Origin of the sequence: Pseudomonas sp. SWRI51, assembly GCF_014268825.1 — a bacterium.
Classification (GTDB): Bacteria; Pseudomonadota; Gammaproteobacteria; order Pseudomonadales; family Pseudomonadaceae; genus Aquipseudomonas; species Aquipseudomonas farsensis.
The window spans coordinates 1-22,214 of sequence record NZ_JABWRG010000062.1 but is presented as its reverse complement, the minus strand read 5'-3'; the positions used below and the strand labels follow the sequence as shown (position 1 = coordinate 22,214).

19 protein-coding genes and 2 tRNA genes are annotated in these 22,214 nt (G+C 60.4%); 1 reads left to right on the top strand and 20 read right to left on the bottom strand.

The annotated features are described in order from the left end of the window. Nucleotides 1–54 precede the first annotated feature (54 nt). The 16 genes from HU720_RS16975 to rlmE form a co-directional block, all read right to left on the bottom strand. Nucleotides 55–408, bottom strand: coding sequence for a BON domain-containing protein (locus tag HU720_RS16975; RefSeq protein WP_186521097.1), 354 nt, complete (start codon nucleotides 406–408; stop codon nucleotides 55–57). A 253-nt stretch (nucleotides 409–661) separates the two neighbouring features. Continuing rightward, nucleotides 662–2,767 (bottom strand): polyribonucleotide nucleotidyltransferase, encoded by a 2,106-nt coding sequence (gene pnp, locus HU720_RS16970; protein ID WP_186521096.1) that lies wholly within the window; start codon nucleotides 2,765–2,767, stop codon nucleotides 662–664. Between the two features lie 248 nt (nucleotides 2,768–3,015). Continuing rightward, a complete protein-coding gene (gene rpsO, locus HU720_RS16965) occupies nucleotides 3,016–3,285 on the bottom strand; it encodes a 30S ribosomal protein S15 (RefSeq protein ID WP_186521095.1) in 270 nt (89 codons plus the stop codon). Nucleotides 3,286–3,433: 148 nt separating this feature from the next. Continuing rightward, nucleotides 3,434–4,351: a tRNA pseudouridine(55) synthase TruB gene (gene truB, locus HU720_RS16960; protein ID WP_186521094.1), complete on the bottom strand. Its 918-nt coding sequence runs from the start codon at nucleotides 4,349–4,351 to the stop codon at nucleotides 3,434–3,436. A 3-nt stretch (nucleotides 4,352–4,354) separates the two neighbouring features. After that, the gene (gene rbfA, locus HU720_RS16955; protein WP_186521093.1) at nucleotides 4,355–4,753 is read right to left on the bottom strand and encodes a 30S ribosome-binding factor RbfA; all 399 of its coding nucleotides are present in this window, start codon (nucleotides 4,751–4,753) and stop codon (nucleotides 4,355–4,357) included. A gap of 114 nt (nucleotides 4,754–4,867) precedes the next feature. Continuing rightward, the gene (gene infB, locus HU720_RS16950) at nucleotides 4,868–7,417 is read right to left on the bottom strand and encodes a translation initiation factor IF-2 (protein ID WP_186521092.1); all 2,550 of its coding nucleotides are present in this window, start codon (nucleotides 7,415–7,417) and stop codon (nucleotides 4,868–4,870) included. A 27-nt stretch (nucleotides 7,418–7,444) separates the two neighbouring features. Then, nucleotides 7,445–8,926: a transcription termination factor NusA gene (gene nusA, locus HU720_RS16945; protein ID WP_186521091.1), complete on the bottom strand. Its 1,482-nt coding sequence runs from the start codon at nucleotides 8,924–8,926 to the stop codon at nucleotides 7,445–7,447. A gap of 59 nt (nucleotides 8,927–8,985) precedes the next feature. Further along, on the bottom strand, nucleotides 8,986–9,444 hold the full coding sequence (rimP, locus tag HU720_RS16940; RefSeq protein ID WP_186521102.1) for a ribosome maturation factor RimP: 459 nt from the start codon (nucleotides 9,442–9,444) through the stop codon (nucleotides 8,986–8,988). A 129-nt stretch (nucleotides 9,445–9,573) separates the two neighbouring features. Continuing rightward, nucleotides 9,574–9,650 (bottom strand) — tRNA-Met (locus HU720_RS16935). A 98-nt stretch (nucleotides 9,651–9,748) separates the two neighbouring features. Beyond that, a tRNA-Leu gene (locus HU720_RS16930) sits at nucleotides 9,749–9,834 on the bottom strand. Between the two features lie 20 nt (nucleotides 9,835–9,854). Further along, nucleotides 9,855–10,247 (bottom strand): preprotein translocase subunit SecG, encoded by a 393-nt coding sequence (gene secG / locus HU720_RS16925; RefSeq protein WP_011532138.1) that lies wholly within the window; start codon nucleotides 10,245–10,247, stop codon nucleotides 9,855–9,857. Between the two features lie 3 nt (nucleotides 10,248–10,250). Continuing rightward, complete coding sequence (tpiA, locus tag HU720_RS16920; protein ID WP_186521090.1) at nucleotides 10,251–11,006, bottom strand: triose-phosphate isomerase; 756 nt, start codon at nucleotides 11,004–11,006, stop codon at nucleotides 10,251–10,253. Nucleotides 11,007–11,072: 66 nt separating this feature from the next. After that, a complete protein-coding gene (gene glmM / locus HU720_RS16915; protein WP_186521089.1) occupies nucleotides 11,073–12,413 on the bottom strand; it encodes a phosphoglucosamine mutase in 1,341 nt (446 codons plus the stop codon). Between the two features lie 16 nt (nucleotides 12,414–12,429). Beyond that, a complete protein-coding gene (gene folP, locus HU720_RS16910) occupies nucleotides 12,430–13,281 on the bottom strand; it encodes a dihydropteroate synthase (protein WP_186521088.1) in 852 nt (283 codons plus the stop codon). Nucleotides 13,282–13,289: 8 nt separating this feature from the next. Then, entirely contained in the window at nucleotides 13,290–15,200 is a 1,911-nt protein-coding gene (gene ftsH / locus HU720_RS16905) for an ATP-dependent zinc metalloprotease FtsH (protein WP_186521087.1), read from the bottom strand. Between the two features lie 201 nt (nucleotides 15,201–15,401). Then, nucleotides 15,402–16,028: a 23S rRNA (uridine(2552)-2'-O)-methyltransferase RlmE gene (rlmE, locus tag HU720_RS16900; protein WP_186521086.1), complete on the bottom strand. Its 627-nt coding sequence runs from the start codon at nucleotides 16,026–16,028 to the stop codon at nucleotides 15,402–15,404. Nucleotides 16,029–16,129: 101 nt separating this feature from the next. On the opposite strand from rlmE, the gene HU720_RS16895 reads away from it, so the two are divergent. Continuing rightward, the gene (locus tag HU720_RS16895; protein ID WP_186521085.1) at nucleotides 16,130–16,438 is read left to right on the top strand and encodes a YhbY family RNA-binding protein; all 309 of its coding nucleotides are present in this window, start codon (nucleotides 16,130–16,132) and stop codon (nucleotides 16,436–16,438) included. A gap of 38 nt (nucleotides 16,439–16,476) precedes the next feature. On the opposite strand, the gene HU720_RS16890 is transcribed toward HU720_RS16895, so the two are convergent. The 4 genes from HU720_RS16890 to carA all read right to left on the bottom strand — a co-directional run bounded on the left by HU720_RS16890 (nucleotide 16,477) and on the right by carA (nucleotide 21,838). After that, nucleotides 16,477–16,917, bottom strand: a complete 441-nt coding sequence (locus HU720_RS16890) for an MFS transporter (protein ID WP_186521084.1) — start codon at nucleotides 16,915–16,917, stop codon at nucleotides 16,477–16,479. Continuing rightward, on the bottom strand, nucleotides 16,895–17,377 hold the full coding sequence (greA, locus tag HU720_RS16885) for a transcription elongation factor GreA (RefSeq protein ID WP_186521083.1): 483 nt from the start codon (nucleotides 17,375–17,377) through the stop codon (nucleotides 16,895–16,897). Before greA ends, HU720_RS16890 begins: the two co-directional genes overlap by 23 nt. After that, a complete protein-coding gene (carB, locus tag HU720_RS16880; RefSeq protein WP_186521082.1) occupies nucleotides 17,374–20,595 on the bottom strand; it encodes a carbamoyl-phosphate synthase large subunit in 3,222 nt (1,073 codons plus the stop codon). The genes greA and carB overlap by 4 nt, the downstream gene beginning before the upstream one ends. A gap of 106 nt (nucleotides 20,596–20,701) precedes the next feature. Next, the gene (carA, locus tag HU720_RS16875; RefSeq protein ID WP_186521081.1) at nucleotides 20,702–21,838 is read right to left on the bottom strand and encodes a glutamine-hydrolyzing carbamoyl-phosphate synthase small subunit; all 1,137 of its coding nucleotides are present in this window, start codon (nucleotides 21,836–21,838) and stop codon (nucleotides 20,702–20,704) included. Nucleotides 21,839–22,214 lie beyond the last annotated feature (376 nt).

The following is a 22,214-nucleotide window of genomic DNA, read 5'->3' as shown; positions in this document are numbered from 1 at the left end:
ATGCCGGGGCTCTTGTTTATGCGGTGGCCAATCCTTTGGCCTATGGGCTAATCCTTATTCAGCCTTCAGGCCGTCAGCCGAAACGGCTTTCACGCCTTTGATTTTCTTGGTGATGTCGACAGCCATTTTTTTCTGGGCTTCGGTCACGGCAACGGTCGAGGACAGGGAAACAACGCCCTTGTTGGTTTCGACTTCGATGTCGCTACCTGGAATGCCTTTCTCGGTCAGCAGATCCGCTTTCACCTTGGTGGTGATCCAAGTGTCTTTGGTCTCTTCCTTGGCTTTGGTCACTTCACCGGCAGCCAGCATCATTGGGGCTTGGGTGGCCGCCTGTTGCGCGAATGCTGCGTTGGTCATGGTCAGGGTCAGAGCGGTAGCAGCAGCGGCAGCAATAGCGAACTTCTTCATGTGGGTCACTCCTGTTGTCGAAAGATCTGCGCCAGGGTTGGTGGCGTCAGGTAACAGGGATATTGCACGGCCTGTGCCAGCTTTTCCGTTTCGCTTGAAGCCTTTAAAAACAATGACTTACGAGAAATTCGTAGACACACCCGTCGTGCATTTTGCAAGCCGGGGCGGTTTCCTGCATGCAAGATGCAAGTGTGCTTGAGAAATCGCAGGCAAAAAAAACGACCCCGAAGGGTCGTTCTATAAGCCCTAAGGCTTAAACGCCCGATGCCTTGGCAGCGGCTACGTCTTTGATCGACAGCTTGATACGGCCGCGGTTGTCCACGTCCAGTACCAGTACTTCGACTTCTTCGCCTTCCTTCAGCACGTCGGTGACTTTCTCGACACGAGCGTCGCTCAGCATGGAGATGTGCACCAGGCCGTCTTTGCCTGGGAGGATGTTGACGAAGGCGCCGAAGTCGACAATGCGCTCGACCTTGCCGACGTAGATCTTGCCGATCTCGGCCTCTGCGGTGATGCCCAGGATGCGCTGCTTGGCAGCTTCTGCCGCTTCCTTGGTTTCGCCGAAGATCTTGATGGAGCCGTCGTCTTCGATGTCGATCGAAGCCTTGGTTTCTTCACAGATACCACGGATGGTGGCGCCGCCTTTACCGATGACGTCACGGATCTTGTCGGTGTCGATTTTCATCGCGATCATGGTCGGAGCGTTGGCCGACAGTTCGGTACGCGACTGGCCAATGATCTGGTTCATCTGGCCGAGGATGTTCAGGCGCGCTTCCAGGGCTTGGCCCAGGGCGATTTCCATGATCTCTTCGGTGATGCCGTTGATCTTGATGTCCATCTGCAGCGCGGTAACACCTTTGGCGGTACCGGCTACCTTGAAGTCCATGTCGCCCAGGTGGTCTTCGTCACCGAGGATGTCGGTGAGGATGGCGAACTTCTCGCCTTCCTTGACCAGGCCCATGGCGATACCGGCAACCGGCGCCTTCATTGGCACACCAGCGTCCATCAGGGCCAGCGAAGCACCACAGACCGAAGCCATGGAGCTGGAACCGTTGGATTCGGTGATTTCCGAAACGACGCGGATGGTGTATGGGAACACGTCAGCAGCAGGCAGCATGGCCTGGACCGAACGACGGGCCAGACGGCCGTGGCCGATTTCGCGGCGGCCGGCGCCACCCATGCGACCACACTCGCCCACCGAGAACGGCGGGAAGTTGTAGTGCAGCATGAAGGGGTCTTTCTTCTCGCCTTCCAGGGTGTCCAGCAGCTGTGCGTCACGCGCGGTACCGAGGGTGGCAACTACCAGAGCCTGGGTTTCGCCACGGGTGAACAGTGCCGAACCGTGGGTTTTTGGCAGAACACCGACTTCGATGTTCAGCGGACGCACGGTCTTGGTGTCACGGCCGTCGATACGCGGCTTGCCGTTGACGATGTTCTCGCGCACGGTGCGGTATTCGATTTCGCCGAAGACTTCTTTGACTTCAGCAGCCGAAGGCTGGCCTTCTTCACCGGAGAACTTGGCGATCGCCTGATCGCGCAGCTCGCCCAGGCGCGCGTAGCGGTCGGCCTTGACGGTGATGGTGTAGCCCTGGGAAACAGCCTCGCCGAACTCGGCGCGGATGGCGTTGAACAGCTCGGTGTTGGCAACGGCCGGTTTCCAGTCCCAGATCGGCTTGGCAGCTTCGGCAGCCAGCTCTTTGACCGCTTTGATCACGGCCTGGAATTCGTCGTGGGCGAACAGTACGGCGCCCAGCATCTGGTCTTCGGTCAGCTCTTTGGCTTCCGATTCAACCATCAGTACAGCCGATTCGGTACCGGCTACGACCATGTCCAGGCTCGAAGCCTGCAGCTGTTCGTAAGTCGGGTTCAGCAGGTAGCCGGTGCTTTCGTGGAAGGCAACGCGGGCAGCGCCGATCGGGCCTTCGAACGGGATGCCGGAGATTGCCAGGGCAGCCGAGGTGCCGATCATGGCGGCGACGTCCGGGTCGGTCTTCTTGCTGGTCGACACGACGGTGCAGACAACCTGCACTTCGTTCATGAAGCCTTCTGGGAACAGCGGACGGATCGGACGGTCGATCAGGCGCGAAGTCAGGGTTTCTTTTTCGGAAGGACGGCCTTCACGCTTGAAGAAGCCACCAGGGATCTTGCCGGCAGCGTAGGTCTTTTCCTGGTAGTGCACGGACAGCGGGAAGAAGCCTTTGCTCGGGTCTGCGTGCTTGGCACCGACCACGGTCACCAGCACGGTGACATCGTTGTCGACGGTGACCAGCACTGCGCCGGAGGCTTGACGGGCAATGCGGCCCGTTTCGAGAGTAACGGTCGATTGACCGAACTGGAACGTCTTGATTACCGGGTTCACGGTTTCCTACCTTCTTCAGTGGCTCTTGGGGGAACTGGTTCTTGCGAATGGGTGGGCAGAACGGAGTATCGGCTCCATTGACCGTCCAGATACAACACGAGGTTGGGAGCCTGGCGCCGAGCGGATAAACCGCACGACACACCAGACTGCCAACCTCGCAGATCGCGCGACGTGCCCGACGGCAGCACTGCTGAGCAGCGCCACCGAAGCATGCGACACGCCATGCAACACCACTGGCCAGGCCGCTATTAGCGACGCAGGCCCAGGCGACCGATCAGGGCGCTGTAACGAGTGGTGTCTTTACCCTTCAGGTAATCCAGCAGCTTACGACGCTGGTTGACCATACGGATCAGACCACGACGGGAGTGGTGGTCTTTATCGTTGGCCTTGAAGTGGCCTTGCAGCTTGTTGATGTTGAAGGTCAGCAGGGCAACCTGAACTTCCGGGCTACCGGTGTCGCCTTGGGCTTGCTGATAGTCTGCAACGATCTGAGCTTTTTCTTCGACGCTGAGGGCCATTTGGCTTCTCCTGATAACGGAACCCGCAAGCGGGCCCAATAGGCCAGGGATTCAATCCCTGTATTAATAAGAAGAGGAATGACCGTGCCTACTGACAGCCATCCTCGAACCCGCAGGGCAAAGCCTGAACCTCACCCTGTGGTTTCGGTCATTCCGACCGAATCAAGCGACGCGGCGCAATGCGCCCGTCTTCGCTCACTTCACCGATACCGATGAAGCGACCATTGTGATCCTGCACCCGAACCATGCCGAACTGCGGCGCTTCTGGGGCACGTACTGCCTGGCCATGCAGCCAGTAAAACGAACTGTGCTCGGACAGCTGCACCAGCGGCCAGTCGAGCAACCCGCTGTCGGACGGCATCAGGAAGCGGTCTAGCGCTTCGTTGCCACCTTCGGCGTGGGCTTGTTCCAGCGCTTCGAGGGTCACGGTCTGTGCCAGCTCGAAGGGGCCTGCCTGGGTGCGGCGCAGCTCGGCAACGTAGGCTCCACAGCCCAACGCCTCGCCCATATCCTCGACCAGCGTACGGATATAGGTGCCTTTGCTGCAGCCAACCGACAGGCGCGCCCGGGTGCCTTCGCACTCAAGCAGCTCAAGCCGGCTAATAGTAACAGAACGCGCCTCGCGCTCCACTACCTCTCCTGCACGCGCCAGTTTATACAGCGGCTGGCCATCGCGCTTGAGGGCGGAGTACATCGGCGGTATCTGCTGGATTTCACCGCGAAAACGCGGAATGACCGCTTCGATATCGGCGCGACCAACGGTCACCTCACGGCTTTTGAGAACTTCGCCCTCAGCATCGCCGGTGGTGGTGGTCTGGCCCATCTGCATGACCGTCTCGTAGCCCTTGTCGGAATCGAGCAGGTACTGCGAGAACTTGGTCGCCTCACCGAAGCACAATGGCAACACGCCAGTGGCCAGCGGGTCGAGGCTGCCGGTGTGGCCGGCTTTCTCGGCATTGAGCAGCCAGCGGACTTTCTGCAGGGCAGCGTTGGAGGTGAACCCCAGCGGCTTGTCGAGCAGGATGATGCCGCTGACGTTACGGCGGATACGTTTGACCTGGGCCACCGCTTACTCCTTGGTGTCCGGCTGTTCGTCATCCTTGTGCAACCGGTCTTCGGCGACGGCACGTTCGATCAGGGCCGACAGGTGTACACCGCGGCTGACGCTTTCGTCGAAGTGGAAGTGCAGTTGCGGCACGCTGCGCAGTTGCATGGAACGGCCCAGGTGCAGGCGCAGGAAGCTCGCCGCGCTGTTCAGCGCCTTGACGGTCTGCGGTACGGTGTCGGCATCGTCCGGGCTCATCACGGTGATGAAGACCTTGGCGTGGCCAAGGTCGCGGCTGACGTCGACGGCAGTGATGGTCACAAGGCCAACACGCGGGTCTTTGACTTCACGGCGGATCAGCTCGGCCAGCTCGCGCTGCATCTGATCGCCTATGCGTTGGGTACGGCTATATTCTTTTGCCATTTTTGCTACCTGTAACTTAAAGCGGCAAACGCCCGGTCAAGCCGAAGCCTGACCGGGCGCTGCCTGCAGAGGCGCTGCCAGACGCCGCGAACGGCGCTGGCAACGGGCTCACCCTCAGAGGGTACGAGCCACCTGGACTTTCTCGAACACTTCGATCTTGTCGCCGACCTTGACGTCGTTGTAGCTCTTGACGCCAATACCGCACTCCATGCCATTACGCACTTCGGCAGCATCGTCCTTGAAGCGACGCAGCGATTCCAGCTCGCCTTCGAAGATAACAACGTCGTCGCGCAGTACGCGGATCGGACGGTTGCGGTACACGGTACCCTCGATGACCATACAGCCAGCGATGGCGCCGAACTTCGGCGAACGGAACACGTCGCGCACTTCGGCAACACCCAGGATGTTCTCGCGAACATCACTGCCGAGCATGCCGGTCAGGGCCTTCTTGACGTCTTCGATGATGTCGTAGATCACGTTGTAGTAACGCATATCCAGACCTTCCTGCTCGACGATACGGCGTGCACCCGCATCGGCACGCACGTTGAAGCCGAACAGCACCGCATTGGACGCCAGCGCCAGGTTGGCATCGCTCTCGGTGATACCACCGACGCCGCCACCGATCACGCGGACCTGCACTTCGTCGTTGCCCAGGCCGCCGAGCGAGCCTTGCAGCGCCTCGAGAGAACCACGCACATCGGTCTTGAGAACGATGTTGAGGGTTTTCTTCTCTTCCTGACCCATGGTCTCGAAGATGTTTTCCAGCTTGCCGGCGTGAGCACGGGCCAGCTTGACCTCACGGAACTTGCCTTGACGGAACAGGGCAACTTCGCGGGCTTTCTTCTCGTCAGCAACCACGGACAGCTCGTCACCGGCGTCCGGGGTGCCATCCAGGCCAAGGATCTCGACCGGGATCGACGGGCCAGCTTCCTTCACAGGCTTGCCGTTCTCGTCGAGCATGGCACGTACGCGGCCATAGTTGGAGCCGACCAGGACCATGTCGCCCTGACGCAGGGTGCCGTCCTGAACCAGGATGGTGGCAACCGGGCCACGGCCCTTGTCCAGGCGCGATTCAACCACGACACCACGGCCAGGAGCGGTCGGAGTGGCGGTCAGTTCGAGAATCTCGGCCTGCAGCAGGACAGCTTCGAGCAGCTCGTCAACACCGGTACCCATCTTGGCCGAAACCTTGACGAATGGAGTGTCGCCACCCCATTCCTCGGAGGTCACGCCTTCGACGGACAGCTCGTTGCGGATACGATCGAGGTCCGCACCTGGCTTGTCGATCTTGTTCACTGCAACCACCAGCGGTACGCCAGCAGCCTTGGCATGCTGAACGGCCTCGCGGGTTTGCGGCATCACGCCGTCGTCCGCAGCCACCACCAGGATGACGATGTCGGTCGCCTTGGCACCACGGGCACGCATCTGGGTAAACGCGGCGTGGCCCGGGGTGTCGAGGAAGGTGACCATGCCACGGTCGGTTTCGACGTGGTAGGCACCAATGTGCTGGGTGATACCACCGGCTTCGCCAGCAGCAACCTTGGCACGACGGATGTAGTCGAGCAGCGAGGTCTTACCGTGGTCAACGTGACCCATGACGGTAACAACCGGGGCACGGGAGGCAGTCTCACCTTCGAACTTGAGCGACTCGGCCAGCGAGTCTTCAAGCGCGGTGTCGCTGACCAACGTGACCTTGTGGCCCAGTTCTTCGGCGATCAGCTGAGCGGTTTCGCGGTCCAGTACCTGGTTGATGGTCACCGGGGTGCCCATCTTGAACATGAACTTGACGACTTCGGCGCCCTTGACCGACATGCGCTGAGCCAGGTCCGAGACGGTAATGGTCTCGCCGATGGTCACGTCACGGATGACAGGACCGCTCGGGCTCTGGAAGCCATGCTGGTTACGCTTCTTGCCTTTGCCCTTGCCACCGCGACCACGACGGAAACCATCGCTTTCTTCATCGGTGGTACGTGGCGCAGCGCGTGGAGTCGGAGCCTTTTCCTTCTCCTTGACCTTGACCTTGATCGACACACGAGGGGCTTCGCCACGGCGTTCGCCGGTAGCTGCACCACCGCCGCCACGACGGTCGTCGTCACGGGTGCGGCTTTCGTTGCGACGGGTCTCGTCTTTCTTGCGCTCGGCAGCACGGGCAGCGGCGTCTTCGGACACCGGTGCATCGGCCACGATAGGCGCGGCAGCAGCCGGCGCCGGCGCAGGCTTGGCAGCAGGCGCCGCAGCCGGAGCGTCGCCAGCCTGACGGCGAGCCTGCTCGTCGTTGCGGTTGCGCACTTCGTTGTTGATGCGGTCGCGCTCGGCGGTTTCAGCCGCGCGGCGCTCTTCCAGCTCGCGCTTCTGCTCGGCCTGGATTTCTTCCGGGCTGCGCTGCACGAATACTTTCTTCTTGCGTACTTCTACGCTGATGCTCTTGCTACCGGCGACACGCAGGGTGCTGGTGGTCTTGCGCTGCAAGGTAATCTTGCGCGGCTCTTCCACCTTGCTTTTATGGCTGCTTTTCAAATGAGTCAGCAGAGTCTGCTTCTCATTGTCGGTCACTACCTGACCGGCGTCGGTGTGCGGCAGACCTGCCTCACGCATCTGCTGCAGCAGGCGCTCTACCGGTGCCTCGACCTCTTGGGCCAGTTCTTTCACCGTGACTTGCGTCATGCACTTCTCTCCTCAGGCCGCGCCTAATTACTCGAACCAGTGGGCTCGGGCGGCCATGATCAACTTGCCGGCACGCTCTTCGTCGATGCCGTCGATGTCGAGCAGGTCGTCGATCGACTGCTCGGCCAGGTCTTCGCGGTTAACCACGCCGCGCACCGCCAGTTCGGCCGCCAGGTCTTTGTCCATGCCCTCGAGGGAGAGCAAGTCTTCAGCCGGATGGGCGTCTGCCAGTTTTTCTTCGGTAGCGATGGCTTTGGTCAACAAACGGTCCTTGGCCCGAGCGCGGAGCTCAGTGACGATCTCCTCGTCAAAGCCATCGATGTTGAGCATTTCTTCCAACGGTACGTAGGCAATTTCTTCAAGGCTGGTAAAGCCTTCGTCGACCAGGACTTGTGCCAGCTCTTCGTCGACTTCCAGTTCATCAATGAAATTACGCAGGATGTCGCCAGTTTCAGCCTGTTGCTTGGCCTGGATGTCCTTTTCGCTCATCACGTTCAGGGTCCAGGCAGTCAGCTGACTGGCCAGGCGAACGTTTTGACCGCCACGGCCAATGGCCTGGGCCAGGTTGTCTTCGGCTACGGCGATATCCATCGCATGGGCGTCCTCGTCAACGATGATCGAGGCAACTTCTGCCGGCGACATGGCGTTGATGACGAACTGCGCCGGGTTCTCGTCCCAAAGGACGATATCCACACGCTCACCACCCAGCTCGCCGGATACGGCTTGGACGCGCGAACCACGCATGCCGATACAGGCACCTTGCGGGTCGATGCGCTTGTCCTTGGAGCGGACGGCGATCTTGGCACGCGAACCCGGATCCCGGGATGCGGCCATGACTTCAATGAGGCCTTCAGCGATTTCCGGCACTTCGATGGTGAACAGCTCGATCAGCATCTGTGGCGCGGTACGCGACAGGATCAGCTGAGGACCACGGTTCTCGGTGCGGATTTCCTTGAGCAGCGCGCGCAGACGCACGCCAACCCGGAAGGTCTCACGGGGAATAATGTCTTCACGGGCCAACAGCGCTTCGGCGTTGTTGCCCAGGTCGACGATAACGTTGTCGCGGGTAACCTTTTTGACGGTACCGGAGATGATCTCGCCAACACGTTCGCGGTAGGCGTCAACCACCTGGGCGCGCTCGGCTTCGCGGACCTTCTGCACGATGACCTGCTTGGCGGTCTGCGCAGCGATGCGGCCGAATTCGATCGACTCGATCTTCTCTTCGATCACGTCGCCGACTTTGGCGTCCGGATGAGTCTGGTGGGCTTTTTCCAGCCAGGTTTCGATGGCTGGGTCGTCCAGGTCGTTTTCGTCGACCACGGTCCAGCGGCGGAAAGTCTCGTAGCTACCGGTGTGGCGGTTGATTTCCACACGCAGGTCAACTTCGTCTTCAAAACGTTTTTTGGTTGCAGTAGCCAGGGCTACTTCCAGCGCTTCGAAAATGACGCCTGGCGGTACACCCTTTTCGTTGGATACCGATTCAACAACCAGCAGTACTTCTTTGCTCATCGTACGCCTCGCCTTGCGCAAGCCATTGAGCCCGGAAAATCCGTCGGGCTCGGCACGTCTCAGTCAAAACTGGGAATAATATTGGCCTTGTCGATCGAGTCGATCGGCAGCAGGAATTCTTGATCGTCCACCTGGACCACCACGTCCTGTTCCTCCACACCGCGGAGAAGGCCCTGGAAGTTACGACGACCCTCGAAGGGTGAACGCAGTTTGATCTTCACCTGTTCGCCAGCATGCGAGGCAAACTGTTCAACGGTGAACAGCGGGCGTTCCATGCCAGGAGAGGAAACCTCAAGGGTATATTCGGAGCTGATCGGGTCCTCTACATCGAGAACGCTGCTGACCTGGCGGCTGACTTCAGCGCAGTCGTCCACCAGAATGCCGCCTTCCTTGTCGATGTAGACACGTAATACCGAATGCTTGCCCTGGGAGACGAATTCGATCCCCCAGCATTCAAAGCCCAGCCCCGTGACCACCGGGGCCAACAAGGCCTGCAACTGTTCTAGCTTGCTCGACACCTGAACCCCCTCGTGCATGCTGTGCAAATAAAAAATGGGCGAAGCGCCCATCCCTGAAAGCGCCGTCGGACAACGGCGCCGAAAAATGTTAGCTAGCAAAAAGCCCCTGAAAAGGGGCTCCGCTGAAGCTGGTTGCGGGGGCTGGATTTGAACCAACGACCTTCGGGTTATGAGCCCGACGAGCTACCAAGCTGCTCCACCCCGCGACAAAGCTGGGGCGCAAGTATAAGACCGAACCCTGTCCAGGGTCAATCCAACTTCCACCTACAAGAAAGCCCGCTAAAGCGGGCTCTCTTGCTTCAATTGGTACCGAGAAGGGGACTCGAACCCCTACACCCTATGGGCACAACCACCTCAAGGTTGCGTGTCTACCAATTCCACCACCTCGGCAATACTACATTTGAAACCCGTTACTGCTGCTCTTTTGCCGGAGGAGGTACATCACCAGAGTTGGTGGTTTCGCTCTTCTGCTGCTGGAGCACCGGTACATCATCATTGACGGCCGGCTTTTGCTCTTTGACTTCCAAAACCGCTGGATCTGGCAAACCGGCTTGAGTGAGCTGGTGTGCCTGCTGCTTGGCGAAGTATCCTAACCCAAGTGCAGTCAAAAAGAAAGTGGCAGCAAGTATAGCAGTAACTTTACTCAGGAAGGTAGCAGAACCTTGACTCCCGAACACAGTATTAGAAGCCCCTGCGCCGAAAGATGCACCTGCTTCCGCACCTTTACCCTGTTGCAGCAGCACCATGACAACCAGTGCCAATGCCGCCAACAGATGAAAAACAACTACGACTGTTTCCAGCATTGTTCAGTTTCCTGCGGCGCGACAAATTGCACCGAATTCGTCTGCGTTCAAGGAAGCTCCACCAATGAGCCCCCCATCAATATCCGGCATGCCGAACAGTTCGGCCGCATTGGCCGCCTTCACGCTGCCGCCGTAGAGAAGCTGCACGTTCTGTGCAACTTCGGCGTCCTGCGCCGCCAACTGCTTGCGGATGGCTGCATGCACATCCTGAGCTTGCTGTGGCGAGGCCGTCAAACCCGTACCGATGGCCCATACAGGCTCATAGGCAATTACTGCATTGGCAAAAGCCTTGATACCGAACGCGTCGATAACACTGCTTAGTTGACGCCCTACAACTTCGAGCGTCTTGCCCGCTTCGCGTTCCGCTAGAGTTTCCCCTACACAGAGCACCGGCGTCAAACCACTTTTCTGAGCGGCTGCAAACTTTTGATTCAGCACTTCGTTACTTTCGCCGACTATCTGGCGACGCTCGGAGTGGCCAATCAATACCAACTTGCAGCCCACTTCAGCCAGCTGACTCGGCGCAACTTCGCCGGTCAACGCACCCTGCTCGGGCTGTACTGCAGAATTCTGTGCTCCAACGATGACCGCCGTACCTTTGAGCCCATCAACAACTTCGTTGATGAACAAGGCCGGTGGAAACACCGCAACTTCGACACCGTTAGGAATGAGCATTTTGCCCAAGCCCTGAGTCAGCTCAGCGACGCTGGCGCGGTTACCGTGCATCTTCCAGTTACCAGCTACCATGGGGCGACGCATGCTTTACCTCGTCGGTCAAAGTGGGCGCAGATCTTACCCAACCCGATCTGCGCTGGCAAGCCTATTTCAGGCACAAACTTCTGCAACCAGTTTAGCCAGGGCTTCGGCATGGCCGCGCACCTGGCTTTCGTCGTCGCCTTCGACCATCACCCGCACCAACGGCTCGGTCCCGGATTTGCGCAGCAGCACGCGCCCGCGCCCGGCCATGGCTTCGGTGGCCTTGGCACTGGCCTCGACCACCAGCGGGTTCTGCAGCGGGTCGCTCTTGCCGGCTTCGAAGCGCACATTGATCAGCACTTGCGGGCACTTGCGCACCCCTTGACGGGCCTGCGCGAGGTTCTCGCCACGGCGTTTGAGGGCCATCAGCACCTGCAACGCGGCGATGATCGCATCACCGGTTGTGGTGTGGTTGCAGCACACGACGTGCCCTGAGTTTTCACCACCCAGCAGCCACTCACGCTCGATCAGCTCGGCCATGACGTAGCGGTCGCCGACCTTGGCCCGCACGAACGGGATATCCAGCTCTTTGAACGCAAGTTCCAGGCCCAGGTTGCTCATAAGCGTCCCGACCACCCCACCCTGCAGCTTGCCGCGGTCATGCAGGTCGCGACCGATTACATACAGCAGCTCGTCGCCGTCGACAATGGCGCCAGTGTGGTCAACCATCAGCACACGGTCGCCATCACCGTCGAACGCGATGCCAAGGTCTGCATGGCCTACCAGCACGGCAGCCTGCAGCGACTCGATATGGGTCGAGCCACAGTTTTCGTTGATGTTCAGGCCATCTGGTGCGGCGTTCAGCACCGTGACGTCGGCCCCCAGCTCGCGGAAGACGCTCGGCGCCACCTTGTAGGTCGCGCCATGGGCACAATCGACGACGATCTTCAGCCCGGCAAAGCTGGTGCTGGTGGGCACGCTGCTCTTGCAGAACTCGATGTAGCGGCCGGCAGCGTCGTTGATGCGCGACACCTTGCCCAGCTTGCCGGACTCGACCACGGTCATCGGCTGGTCGAGAAGCTCCTCGATCATCAGCTCGACTTCGTCGGGCAGCTTGGTACCACTGCCCGAGAAAAACTTGATGCCGTTGTCGTCATGGGGGTTGTGCGAGGCACTGATGACGATGCCGGCTTCGGCATGGAAGGTACGGGTGAGGTAGGCGATGGCCGGGGTCGGCATCGGGCCCAGCAACATCACATCGGCACCGGCAGCGGACAGGCCAGCCTCAAGCGCCGATTCGAACATGTAGCCAGAAATACGCGTGTCCTTGCCAACCAGCACGCGGCAGTGACCCTGCTTGCGGAAGGCCATACCTGCGGCCCAGCCGAGTTTCAGCATGAAGTCCGGGGTGATGGGGAACTGGCCCACGCGGCCACGGATACCATCGGTACCAAAATATTTTCTGCTCATAGGGACTCCAATGTTCTTATTCGGCGCTCTGCACCGCTGCAATCATGCGCACTACATCGACCGTTTCGGCGACATCATGGACACGCAGGATGCTCGCCCCTTTGGTCATGGCCAGGGCTGCCAAGGCAAGGCTGCCATAAAGCCGCTGATCAACCGGGCGCTGCAGGGTGAGGCCGATCATGCTCTTGCGCGAAACGCCCACCAGCAGCGGGCAGCCGAGGCGGTAGAGCGCTTCCATGTGTTTGAACAGGCTCAGGTTATGCGCAACCGTCTTGGCAAAGCCAAAACCTGGATCAAGAATGATGCGCTCAGCGCCGATGCCCACGGCGGCACAGGCCGCCATGCGCTGCTCGAGGTAGCGCGCGACATCGGCAGTTACATCATCGTAATGCGGATTGTCCTGCATGTTACCCGGCTCGCCACGCATGTGCATCAGGCACACCGGCAGCCCTGTAGCGGCGGCGGCATCGAGAGCACCCTCGCGCTCCAGGGCGCGCACGTCGTTGATCAGGCCGGCCCCCAGGCGCGCTGACTCGCGCATCACCGAAGGCGTTGAGGTATCGACGGAAATCACCACGTCGAGGCGGCTGTTGATTGCCTCGACAATGGGCGCCACACGCTCAAGCTCTTCGGTGGGAGACACGGCGCGGGCGCCGGGGCGGGTCGACTCACCCCCCACATCGATCAGCGTGGCACCGGCCAGCACCATCGCCTCGGCATGGCGCAGGGCTTCGTCACGCTGGCTGAAGCGCCCGCCATCGGAGAACGAGTCAGGGGTGATATTGAGGATACCCATGACATGGGTACGGGACAAATCAAGAACCCGGTTGCCGCAAGGCAACCGGGTTGGGTACTGCTGGGAAACCATAGAAACCCTTAGTGTTGAGCCGCTGGACCGCCGATCGGCGACTCAGGGCGATCACCCTGAGATGCCTGGTTGCCAGACGAAGTACCGGCATCGTTGTCCCAGTCACGCGGCTCACGCGGGGTACGGCCAGCCATGATGTCGTCGATCTGGTCGGCATCGATGGTTTCGTACTTCATCAGCGCCTCAGCCATGGCGTCGAGCTTGTCGCGGTTCTCGGTGAGGATCTGCTTGGCCGTGGCATAGCACTGGTCGATGATGCTGCGCACCTCGGAGTCGATCAGTTTGGCGGTCTCGCCGGAAACGCTGGTGCTCTGCCCGCCGGCGCTACGGCCGAGGAACACTTCGCCTTCTTCTTCGGCGTACATCAGCGGGCCGAGTTTTTCGGACAGGCCCCACTTGGTGACCATGTTCCGGGCAATCTGGCTGGCACGCATGATGTCGTTGGACGCACCGGTGGTGACGCCATCGAAGCCCAAGGTCATTTCTTCGGCGATACGGCCGCCGTACAGCGAGCAGATCTGGCTAATCAGCGCGCGCTTGGACAGGCTGTAGCGGTCTTCTTCGGGCAGGAACATGGTCACACCCAGGGCGCGGCCACGGGGAATGATCGAAACCTTGTAGACCGGGTCGTGCTCAGGCACTACACGGCCGACGATGGCGTGACCGGCTTCGTGATAAGCGGTGTTCTGCTTTTCTTTCTCGGACATGACCATGGATTTGCGCTCGGCGCCCATCATGATCTTGTCTTTGGCCAGTTCGAACTCTTTCATCTCGACCAGGCGCTTGCCGGCACGGGCGGCGAACAGCGATGCCTCGTTGACCAGGTTGGCAAGGTCAGCACCGGAGAAGCCTGGGGTACCGCGGGCGATGACGGCCGGGTTGACGTTCTCGCCAAGCGGCGCCTTGCGCATGTGCACCTTGAGGATCTGCTCGCGGCCACGGATGTCCGGCAAACCGACCACTACCTGGCGGTCGAAGCGGCCCGGGCGCAGCAGCGCAGGGTCGAGCACGTCCGGACGGTTGGTTGCGGCGATGACGATGATGCCATCGTTCATCTCGAAGCCGTCCATTTCGACCAGCAACTGGTTCAGCGTTTGCTCGCGTTCGTCGTGACCGCCACCCATGCCGGCGCCACGGTGGCGACCGACGGCGTCGATTTCATCGATGAAGATGATGCACGGGGCGTGTTTCTTGGCCTGCTCGAACATGTCGCGCACACGGCTGGCACCGACACCGACGAACATTTCGACGAAGTCAGAACCAGAAATGGTGAAGAACGGCACCTTGGCTTCACCGGCGATGGCCTTGGCCAGCAGAGTTTTACCGGTACCTGGCGGGCCTACCATCAGCACGCCACGCGGGATGCGGCCGCCCAGGCGCTGGAACTTGCCTGGATCGCGCAGGAATTCAACCAGCTCGCCAACCTCTTCCTTGGCCTCGTCGCAACCGGCGACGTCAGCCAGGGTAGTCTTGACCTGGTCCTCGGACAGCAGGCGCGCCTTGCTCTTGCCGAAGCTCATCGGGCCGCCCTTGCCGCCCGCCCCGCCCTGCATCTGGCGCATGAAGAACATGAACACCGCGATGATGACCAGAATCGGGAAGCTGGCGACCAGCAACTGGGTCCAGATGCTCTGCTGCTCAGGCTGCTTGCCTTCGACGGTGACGTGGTTGTCTACCAGGTCGCCGATCAGGCCGTTGTCGGTGATAGCCGGGCGAACGGTCTTGAAGCTGTCGCCGTCGCTGCGCTTGCCGGTAATGATGTAGCCGTCGACGGTCACACGCTCGACCTTGCCATCCTTGACCTGCTGGATGAAGTCGGAATAGTTGAGGGTCTGCGGCTCGTTAGGGCTGGAGAAGTTGTTCATCACCGTCACAAGGACGGCAGCGATGATCAACCAGAGGATCAGATTCTTTGCCATGTCGTTCAATTCGCTACCCTCTGAGGCCGGCGCACCACGCAGCCGTGCCTCGCATGATATACATCGCCCTAACTTACTACATTACCTACGCAGCCGCAGGCACCGTCTGTAACCCTTTGTGAAACGAGACTACACGAAGTTCGGACGATCCTGACGCGGTGGCCGATTGGAAATAACTATCGCCCACCGCGCAAAACGCCTTCACGCTCCCTTGAAACCCTTGCCCAACAGGTACTGTTCGCGGGAGCGATCCCGCGACGACGATGGCTTGCGCATTTGCACCTTGTCGAACTTGCTGCGCACGTCCTTCAGGTACACATCGAAACCTTCGCCCTGGAAAATCTTGATCAGGAAATCCCCGCCAGGCTTGAGCACGCGGGTTGCCAGATCCAGGGCCAGCTCACAGAGGAACATCGCCCGCGGCATGTCCACCTCGGGCGTACCACTCATATTGGGGGCCATATCGGAAATCACAAGGTCCACGTGCGAATCGCCTACAGCGTCGAGGATCTGCTGCAGCACTTCGTCCTGGGTGAAGTCGCCCTGGATGAACGTGACATCCGGAATGGAGTCCATTTCCAGAATATCCGAGGCGATCAGACGGCCCTGGCCACCAATCAGACGACTGGTCACCTGCGACCAGCCGCCGGGGGCTGCGCCGAGGTCGATCACACTCATGCCAGGGCGGATCAGGCGGTCCTTTTCCTGGATTTCAAGCAGTTTGTAGCTGGCGCGCGAACGGTAGCCGTCCTTCTGCGCCTGCTTCACGAAAGGGTCGTTAAAATGCTCGCGCAGCCAGTTGGAGCTGCTTTTGGAACGTTGTACCACGGGGCACCTCGATTTATGCGTCGTGTTTGACTGGGCGGAGCCACAGGCCCTCGGGTAAAATGCCCGTCAATTTTACAGAATCAGACGAAAAGGGTCAGATTATGCCGCTCAATAACGAGCAGAAGAAGCAATACAAGTCCATTGGTCATGACCTGAAGCCGGTCCTGATCGTTGCTGGCAACGGCGTCAGCGAAGGCGTTGCTGCCGAACTGGAACGCGCCCTCGCCGATCATGAACTGATCAAGGTCGAGATTCGCTCCGAAGATCGCGAAGAGCGGGCTGCGGCCATCGCCGAGCTGTGCAAGGTTGGCCGTGCGGAGCTGGTGCAGACCATCGGCAAGAAAGCGCTGATCTACCGCAAGAACCCACAGCCGAACAAGCAGCTGTCCAATATCCACCGCTTCAAGTAACAGCAGAATACTGCGCGAGCGCGACATAGCCGCAACGGCTAGGGTCGCGCCCTGACAGGTACGGGCTGGGCCACCAGCACGATGCCAGAGAAGCCCAACACCAGAAAACAGAACATCTGCCAACGCTCACCTACGGAGATACCGTAGCGTAGCGTGTAATAGGCAACGCAGGCAGAAAACCCCAGCAACAGCATCTGGCCGCGAAACTGCCGCCACCAGGCCGCCAGGCCTTCTACCCTCGCCAATACCGCCAACTGCGTCAGCAAGCCGAGCATTGCCACGCCGATCAACCAACGGTCGATCTGCGCAGCAACGTCATGCACCAGTAATGGCGCAAGCCCACTGACCTTGAGCGCGGGCACCAGCCCGACATGGAACACCCAAAGGCCGCCGACCCAGAAAACCTGGGCCAACTGCCAGAGGATACCTTCGAGCGAGGGCGCCCGCAGGCGCCGATCAGATGTGCTGGACTTCGACAATCTCGTACTCGACCGTGCCGCTTGGCGTTTTGATGACGACGACGTCGCCTTCTTCCTTGCCGATGATGGCACGGGCGATCGGCGCGCTTGCCGACAGCTTGCCCTGCTTGATGTTGGCTTCGTCCTCGCCAACGATCTGGTATTTAACCCGCTCGTCGGTTTCGGTGTTGGCCAGCTCGACGGTAGTACCGAAGATCACCTTGCCGGTGTGCGCGATGGTGGTGACGTCAATCACCACCGAGTTCTGCAGACGGCCCTCGATGTCGCGGATACGCGCCTCGACCATACCCTGCTCCTCGCGGGCGGCATGGTATTCGGCGTTTTCCTTGAGGTCGCCCAGCTCACGGGCTTCACCGATTGCCTGGCTCAGGCGCGGGCGCTCGGTCTTGCTCAGGAACAGATGTTCTTCTTCCAGGGCGCGAGCGCCCTGGACGGTCATCGGGTACTTGGTAATGCTCATGCTTTGAGTCCTGCATGCAGATCCTGAAGGCGGCGAACGGTCTTTTCCGGACCGAATTTCAGCGCCTCGCAGATGGCTTCACCGGCCGCAATGGTGGTGGTGCAGTAAATCTTGTGCTGCAGCGCATTGCGACGAATCGAGTAAGAGTCGGCAATCGACTGGCGGCCTTCGGTGGTGTTGATGATCAGCGACACTTCGTCGTTCTTGATCATGTCGACCACGTGCGGGCGACCCTCGGTCACCTTGTTCACACGGCGCACTTTCAGGCCAGCCGCTTCGATTACCTTGGCGGTGCCGGCAGTGGCAACCACTTCGAAGCCCAGGTTGATCAGGTCGCGGGCAACGCCAGCCACTTGCGGCTTGTCGTCGTCACGCACGCTGATGAACGCAGTGCCGCTGGTTGGCAGCACTTCGCTGGCACCCATCTGGGCCTTGGCGAAGGCTTCACCGAAGCTGTCGCCGACGCCCATGACTTCACCGGTGGATTTCATCTCAGGGCCGAGGATCGGGTCAACCCCTGGGAACTTGGCGAACGGGAAGACGGCTTCCTTGACGCTGTAGAAGTTCGGGATGATTTCCTTGGTGAAACCGATTTCTTTCAGGGTTTTGCCGGCCATGACGCGGGCAGCGATCATTGCCAGCGAAGTGCCGATGCACTTGGACACGAACGGCACGGTACGCGAGGCACGCGGGTTGACTTCGATCACGTAGATCTTGTCGCCCTGCAGGGCCAACTGCACGTTCATCAGGCCGACAACGCCCAGCTCCAGGGCCATTTTCTTGACCTGTTCGCGGACTTCGTCCTGAACATGGGCTGGCAGCGAGTAAGGCGGCAGCGAGCACGCCGAGTCGCCGGAGTGAACGCCGGCCTGCTCGATGTGCTGCATGATTGCGCCGATCACCACGTCAGTACCGTCGCACACCGCATCCACGTCCATCTCGATGGCGCAGTTGAGGAAGTGGTCGAGCAGTACTGGGCTGTCGTTGGACACCTGAACCGCTTCACGCAGGTAGCGCTTGAGCTCGTCCAGTTCGTAGACGATCTCCATGGCGCGGCCGCCCAGTACGTACGAGGGGCGAACCACCAGCGGGTAGCCGATGGTGCCGGCAGCGCGGATGGCTTCTTCTTCGCTGCGCACGGTGGCGTTTGGCGGCTGCAGCAGGTTCAGGCGCTGAACCATCTGCTGGAAGCGCTCGCGGTCTTCGGCGCGGTCGATGGCATCCGGGCTGGTACCGATGATCGGCACGCCGGCTTCTTCCAGGGCGCGGGCCAGCTTCAGCGGGGTCTGGCCGCCGTAGTGGACGATCACGCCTTTTGGTTTTTCGACGCGGCACACTTCAAGCACGTCTTCGAGGGTCAGTGGCTCGAAGTACAGGCGGTCGGAGGTGTCGTAGTCGGTGGATACGGTTTCCGGGTTGCAGTTGACCATGATGGTCTCGTACCCGTCTTCACGCAGCGCCAGCGCCGCGTGCACGCAGCAATAGTCGAACTCGATACCTTGGCCGATGCGGTTCGGGCCACCGCCGAGGATCATGATCTTGTCGCGGGTCGACGGGTTGGCCTCGCACTCTTCTTCATAGGTGGAGTAGAGGTAGGCGGTGTCGGTGGCGAACTCGGCGGCGCAGGTGTCGACGCGCTTGTACACCGGGAACACTTCGAGCTTGTGGCGGTGGCGGCGCATGCTCTTGTCGGTAATACCGAGCAGCACAGCCAGGCGCTGGTCAGAGAAGCCCTTGCGCTTGAGGCGCAGCATGTAGTCCTTGTCGATAGCCGACAGGGCCAGGGTCTTGACCTTCTCTTCTTCCTTGATCAGATCTTCCATCTGTACCAGGAACCACATGTCGATGCCGGTCAGGGCAAAGATTTCTTCGCACGTCATGCCCGAACGCATGGCGTCGGCGACGTACCAGATACGCTCGGCGCCCGGCACAGTCAGCTCGCGCTTGAGGATGCCGGCAGCTTCGGCGCTGGCCAGGTCGACTTTCGGGTCGAGGCCGCAGGCACCGACTTCGAGGCCGCGCAGGGCTTTCTGCAGCGATTCCTGGAAGGTGCGGCCGATGGCCATGACTTCACCCACAGATTTCATCTGGGTGGTCAGGCGGGCGTCGGCTTTCGGGAATTTCTCGAAGGCGAAACGTGGCAGCTTGGTGACGACATAGTCGATGGACGGCTCGAAGGACGCCGGGGTACGGCCGCCGGTGATGTCGTTCTGCAGTTCGTCGAGGGTGTAGCCGATAGCCAGCTTGGCAGCGATCTTGGCGATCGGGAAGCCGGTGGCTTTCGATGCCAGGGCGGACGAGCGCGATACCCGTGGGTTCATCTCGATCACGACCATGCGGCCGGTGTCTGGGCAGATGCCGAACTGCACGTTGGAACCGCCGGTTTCGACACCGATTTCACGCAGCACCGCCAGCGAGGCGTTGCGCATGATCTGGTATTCCTTGTCGGTCAGGGTCTGTGCTGGCGCCACGGTGATCGAGTCACCGGTGTGCACGCCCATCGGGTCGAAGTTCTCGATGGAGCAGACGATGATGCAGTTGTCCTTCTTGTCGCGGACCACCTCCATCTCGTATTCCTTCCAGCCGATCAGCGATTCGTCGATCAGCAGCTCTTTGGTCGGCGACAGGTCCAGGCCACGGGTGCAGATTTCTTCGAATTCTTCACGGTTGTAGGCGATGCCGCCACCGGTGCCGCCCATGGTGAAGGACGGGCGGATGATGCATGGGAAGCCAAGCTTCTCGAGGACCGTGTAGGCCTCTTCCATGGTATGGGCGATGCCGGAGCGCGGGCACTCAAGGCCGATGTCTTTCATCGCCTTGTCGAAGCGCGAACGGTCTTCGGCCTTGTCGATGGTGTCGGCGTTGGCGCCGATCATCTCTACGCCGAACTTCTCCAGAACGCCGTGGCGCTCCAGGTCCAGGGCGCAGTTCAGGGCGGTCTGGCCACCCATGGTCGGCAGTACCGCGTCCGGGCGCTCTTTCTCGATGATCTTGGCAACGGATTGCCACTTGATCGGCTCGATGTAGGTGGCGTCGGCCATGGCCGGGTCGGTCATGATGGTGGCCGGGTTGGAGTTCACCAGGATGACGCGGAAACCTTCCTCGCGCAGGGCTTTGCAAGCCTGGGCGCCGGAGTAGTCGAATTCACAGGCCTGGCCGATCACGATCGGGCCAGCGCCGAGAATCAGGATGCTTTTGATGTCTGTACGTTTTGGCATGGTTGTCACTCAAATCCGCGGGTCAGTCGGCAAGCCGTCTTGAACAATCTGGGTCAGGCGCTTCCGGGCGCGGCATCAGCCGGCCCGGGGCCTTGAGGCAAGATGCTCAGCGGCGCTTGGCCATGGCATCGGTGAAACGATCGAACAGTGGCGCGACATCGGTCGGCCCTGGGCTGGCTTCAGGGTGGCCCTGGAAGCTGAACGCGCTCTTGTCGGTGCGCTCGATACCCTGCAGGGTGCCGTCGAACAGCGACTTGTGGATGGCGCGCACGTTGCCCGGCAGCGTGGCTTCGTCAACGGCAAAACCGTGGTTCTGGCTGGTGATCATCACAACGCCGGTATCCAGGTCCTGGACCGGGTGGTTGGCACCGTGGTGGCCATGGCCCATCTTCACGGTCTTGGCGCCGGAGGCCAGGGCCAGCAGCTGGTGGCCAAGGCAGATGCCGAACACCGGGATTTCGGTTTCGAGGATCTCTTTGATCGCCTGGATGGCGTAGTCGCACGGCTCGGGGTCACCAGGGCCGTTGGACAGGAACACGCCGTCCGGATTCAGCGCCAGCACTTCGCTGGCCGGCGTCTGGGCAGGCACCACGGTCACGCGGCAGCCACGGGCGACCAGCATGCGCAGGATGTTCAGCTTGACGCCGAAGTCGAAGGCAACCACGTGGTACGGCAGGTCGGCGGCTTCGCGGGTCGGGTGGCTGTCGGTTTTCAGCTCCCACACGCTGGAACGCCACTCGTAGCGCTCTTTGGTGGAAACCACTTTGGCCAGGTCCATGCCCTTGAGGCCAGGGAAGCCACGGGCGGCGGCGATGGCAGCTTCTTCGCTGATGTTGTCACCGGCGAGGATGCAGCCGTTCTGGGCGCCCTTTTCACGCAGGATACGGGTCAGGCGACGGGTGTCGATACCAGCGATGGCAACAACGCCGTTGGCCTTGAGGTAGTCAGGCAGCGACTGGGTGTTACGCCAGTTGCTGGCCAGCAGCGGCAGGTCACGGATGACCAGGCCGGCAGACCAGACGCGGTCCGACTCGGCGTCTTCCGGCGTGGTGCCGGTGTTGCCGATGTGCGGGTAGGTCAGGGTAACGATTTGCTGGGCGTAGGAAGGGTCTGTAAGGATTTCCTGGTAGCCGGTCATAGCGGTGTTGAATACCACCTCACCAACGGTCTGACCGTCGGCACCGATGGATTCACCGCGAAAAATACTGCCGTCGGCAAGGGCGAGTATGGCTGGCTTTGTCAAGAAGACCTCCCGTAGTTCAAGCATGAAAGGGCGATCGCAGGTTGCAAAAAAGCGGAGTGACGTATGGACACGTCACCCCGCTTTCATGTGCTGAATTCAATTCGCTGCGCGCTTTTAGTGGACACACTAAAGCTGTAGCTTACAGAAAAGTGCTTTTTCGGTCTACCGTATATGTGTCTCTAAAACACATGAATGCGACAGAAGCGCAGGGTCCCCTGGTTTTGTACCCGCCTGCCCGGGCCTCATCGCAGGCTGTCGCCAGCTCCCACAGAGCTCGCCCATCCCCATATCGATGCCGTATACGCGGTCAGTGTAGGAGCGGCCTTGTGCCGCGAAAGGGCTGCGAAGCAGCCCCAGGATCTGAGCACCCACCAGA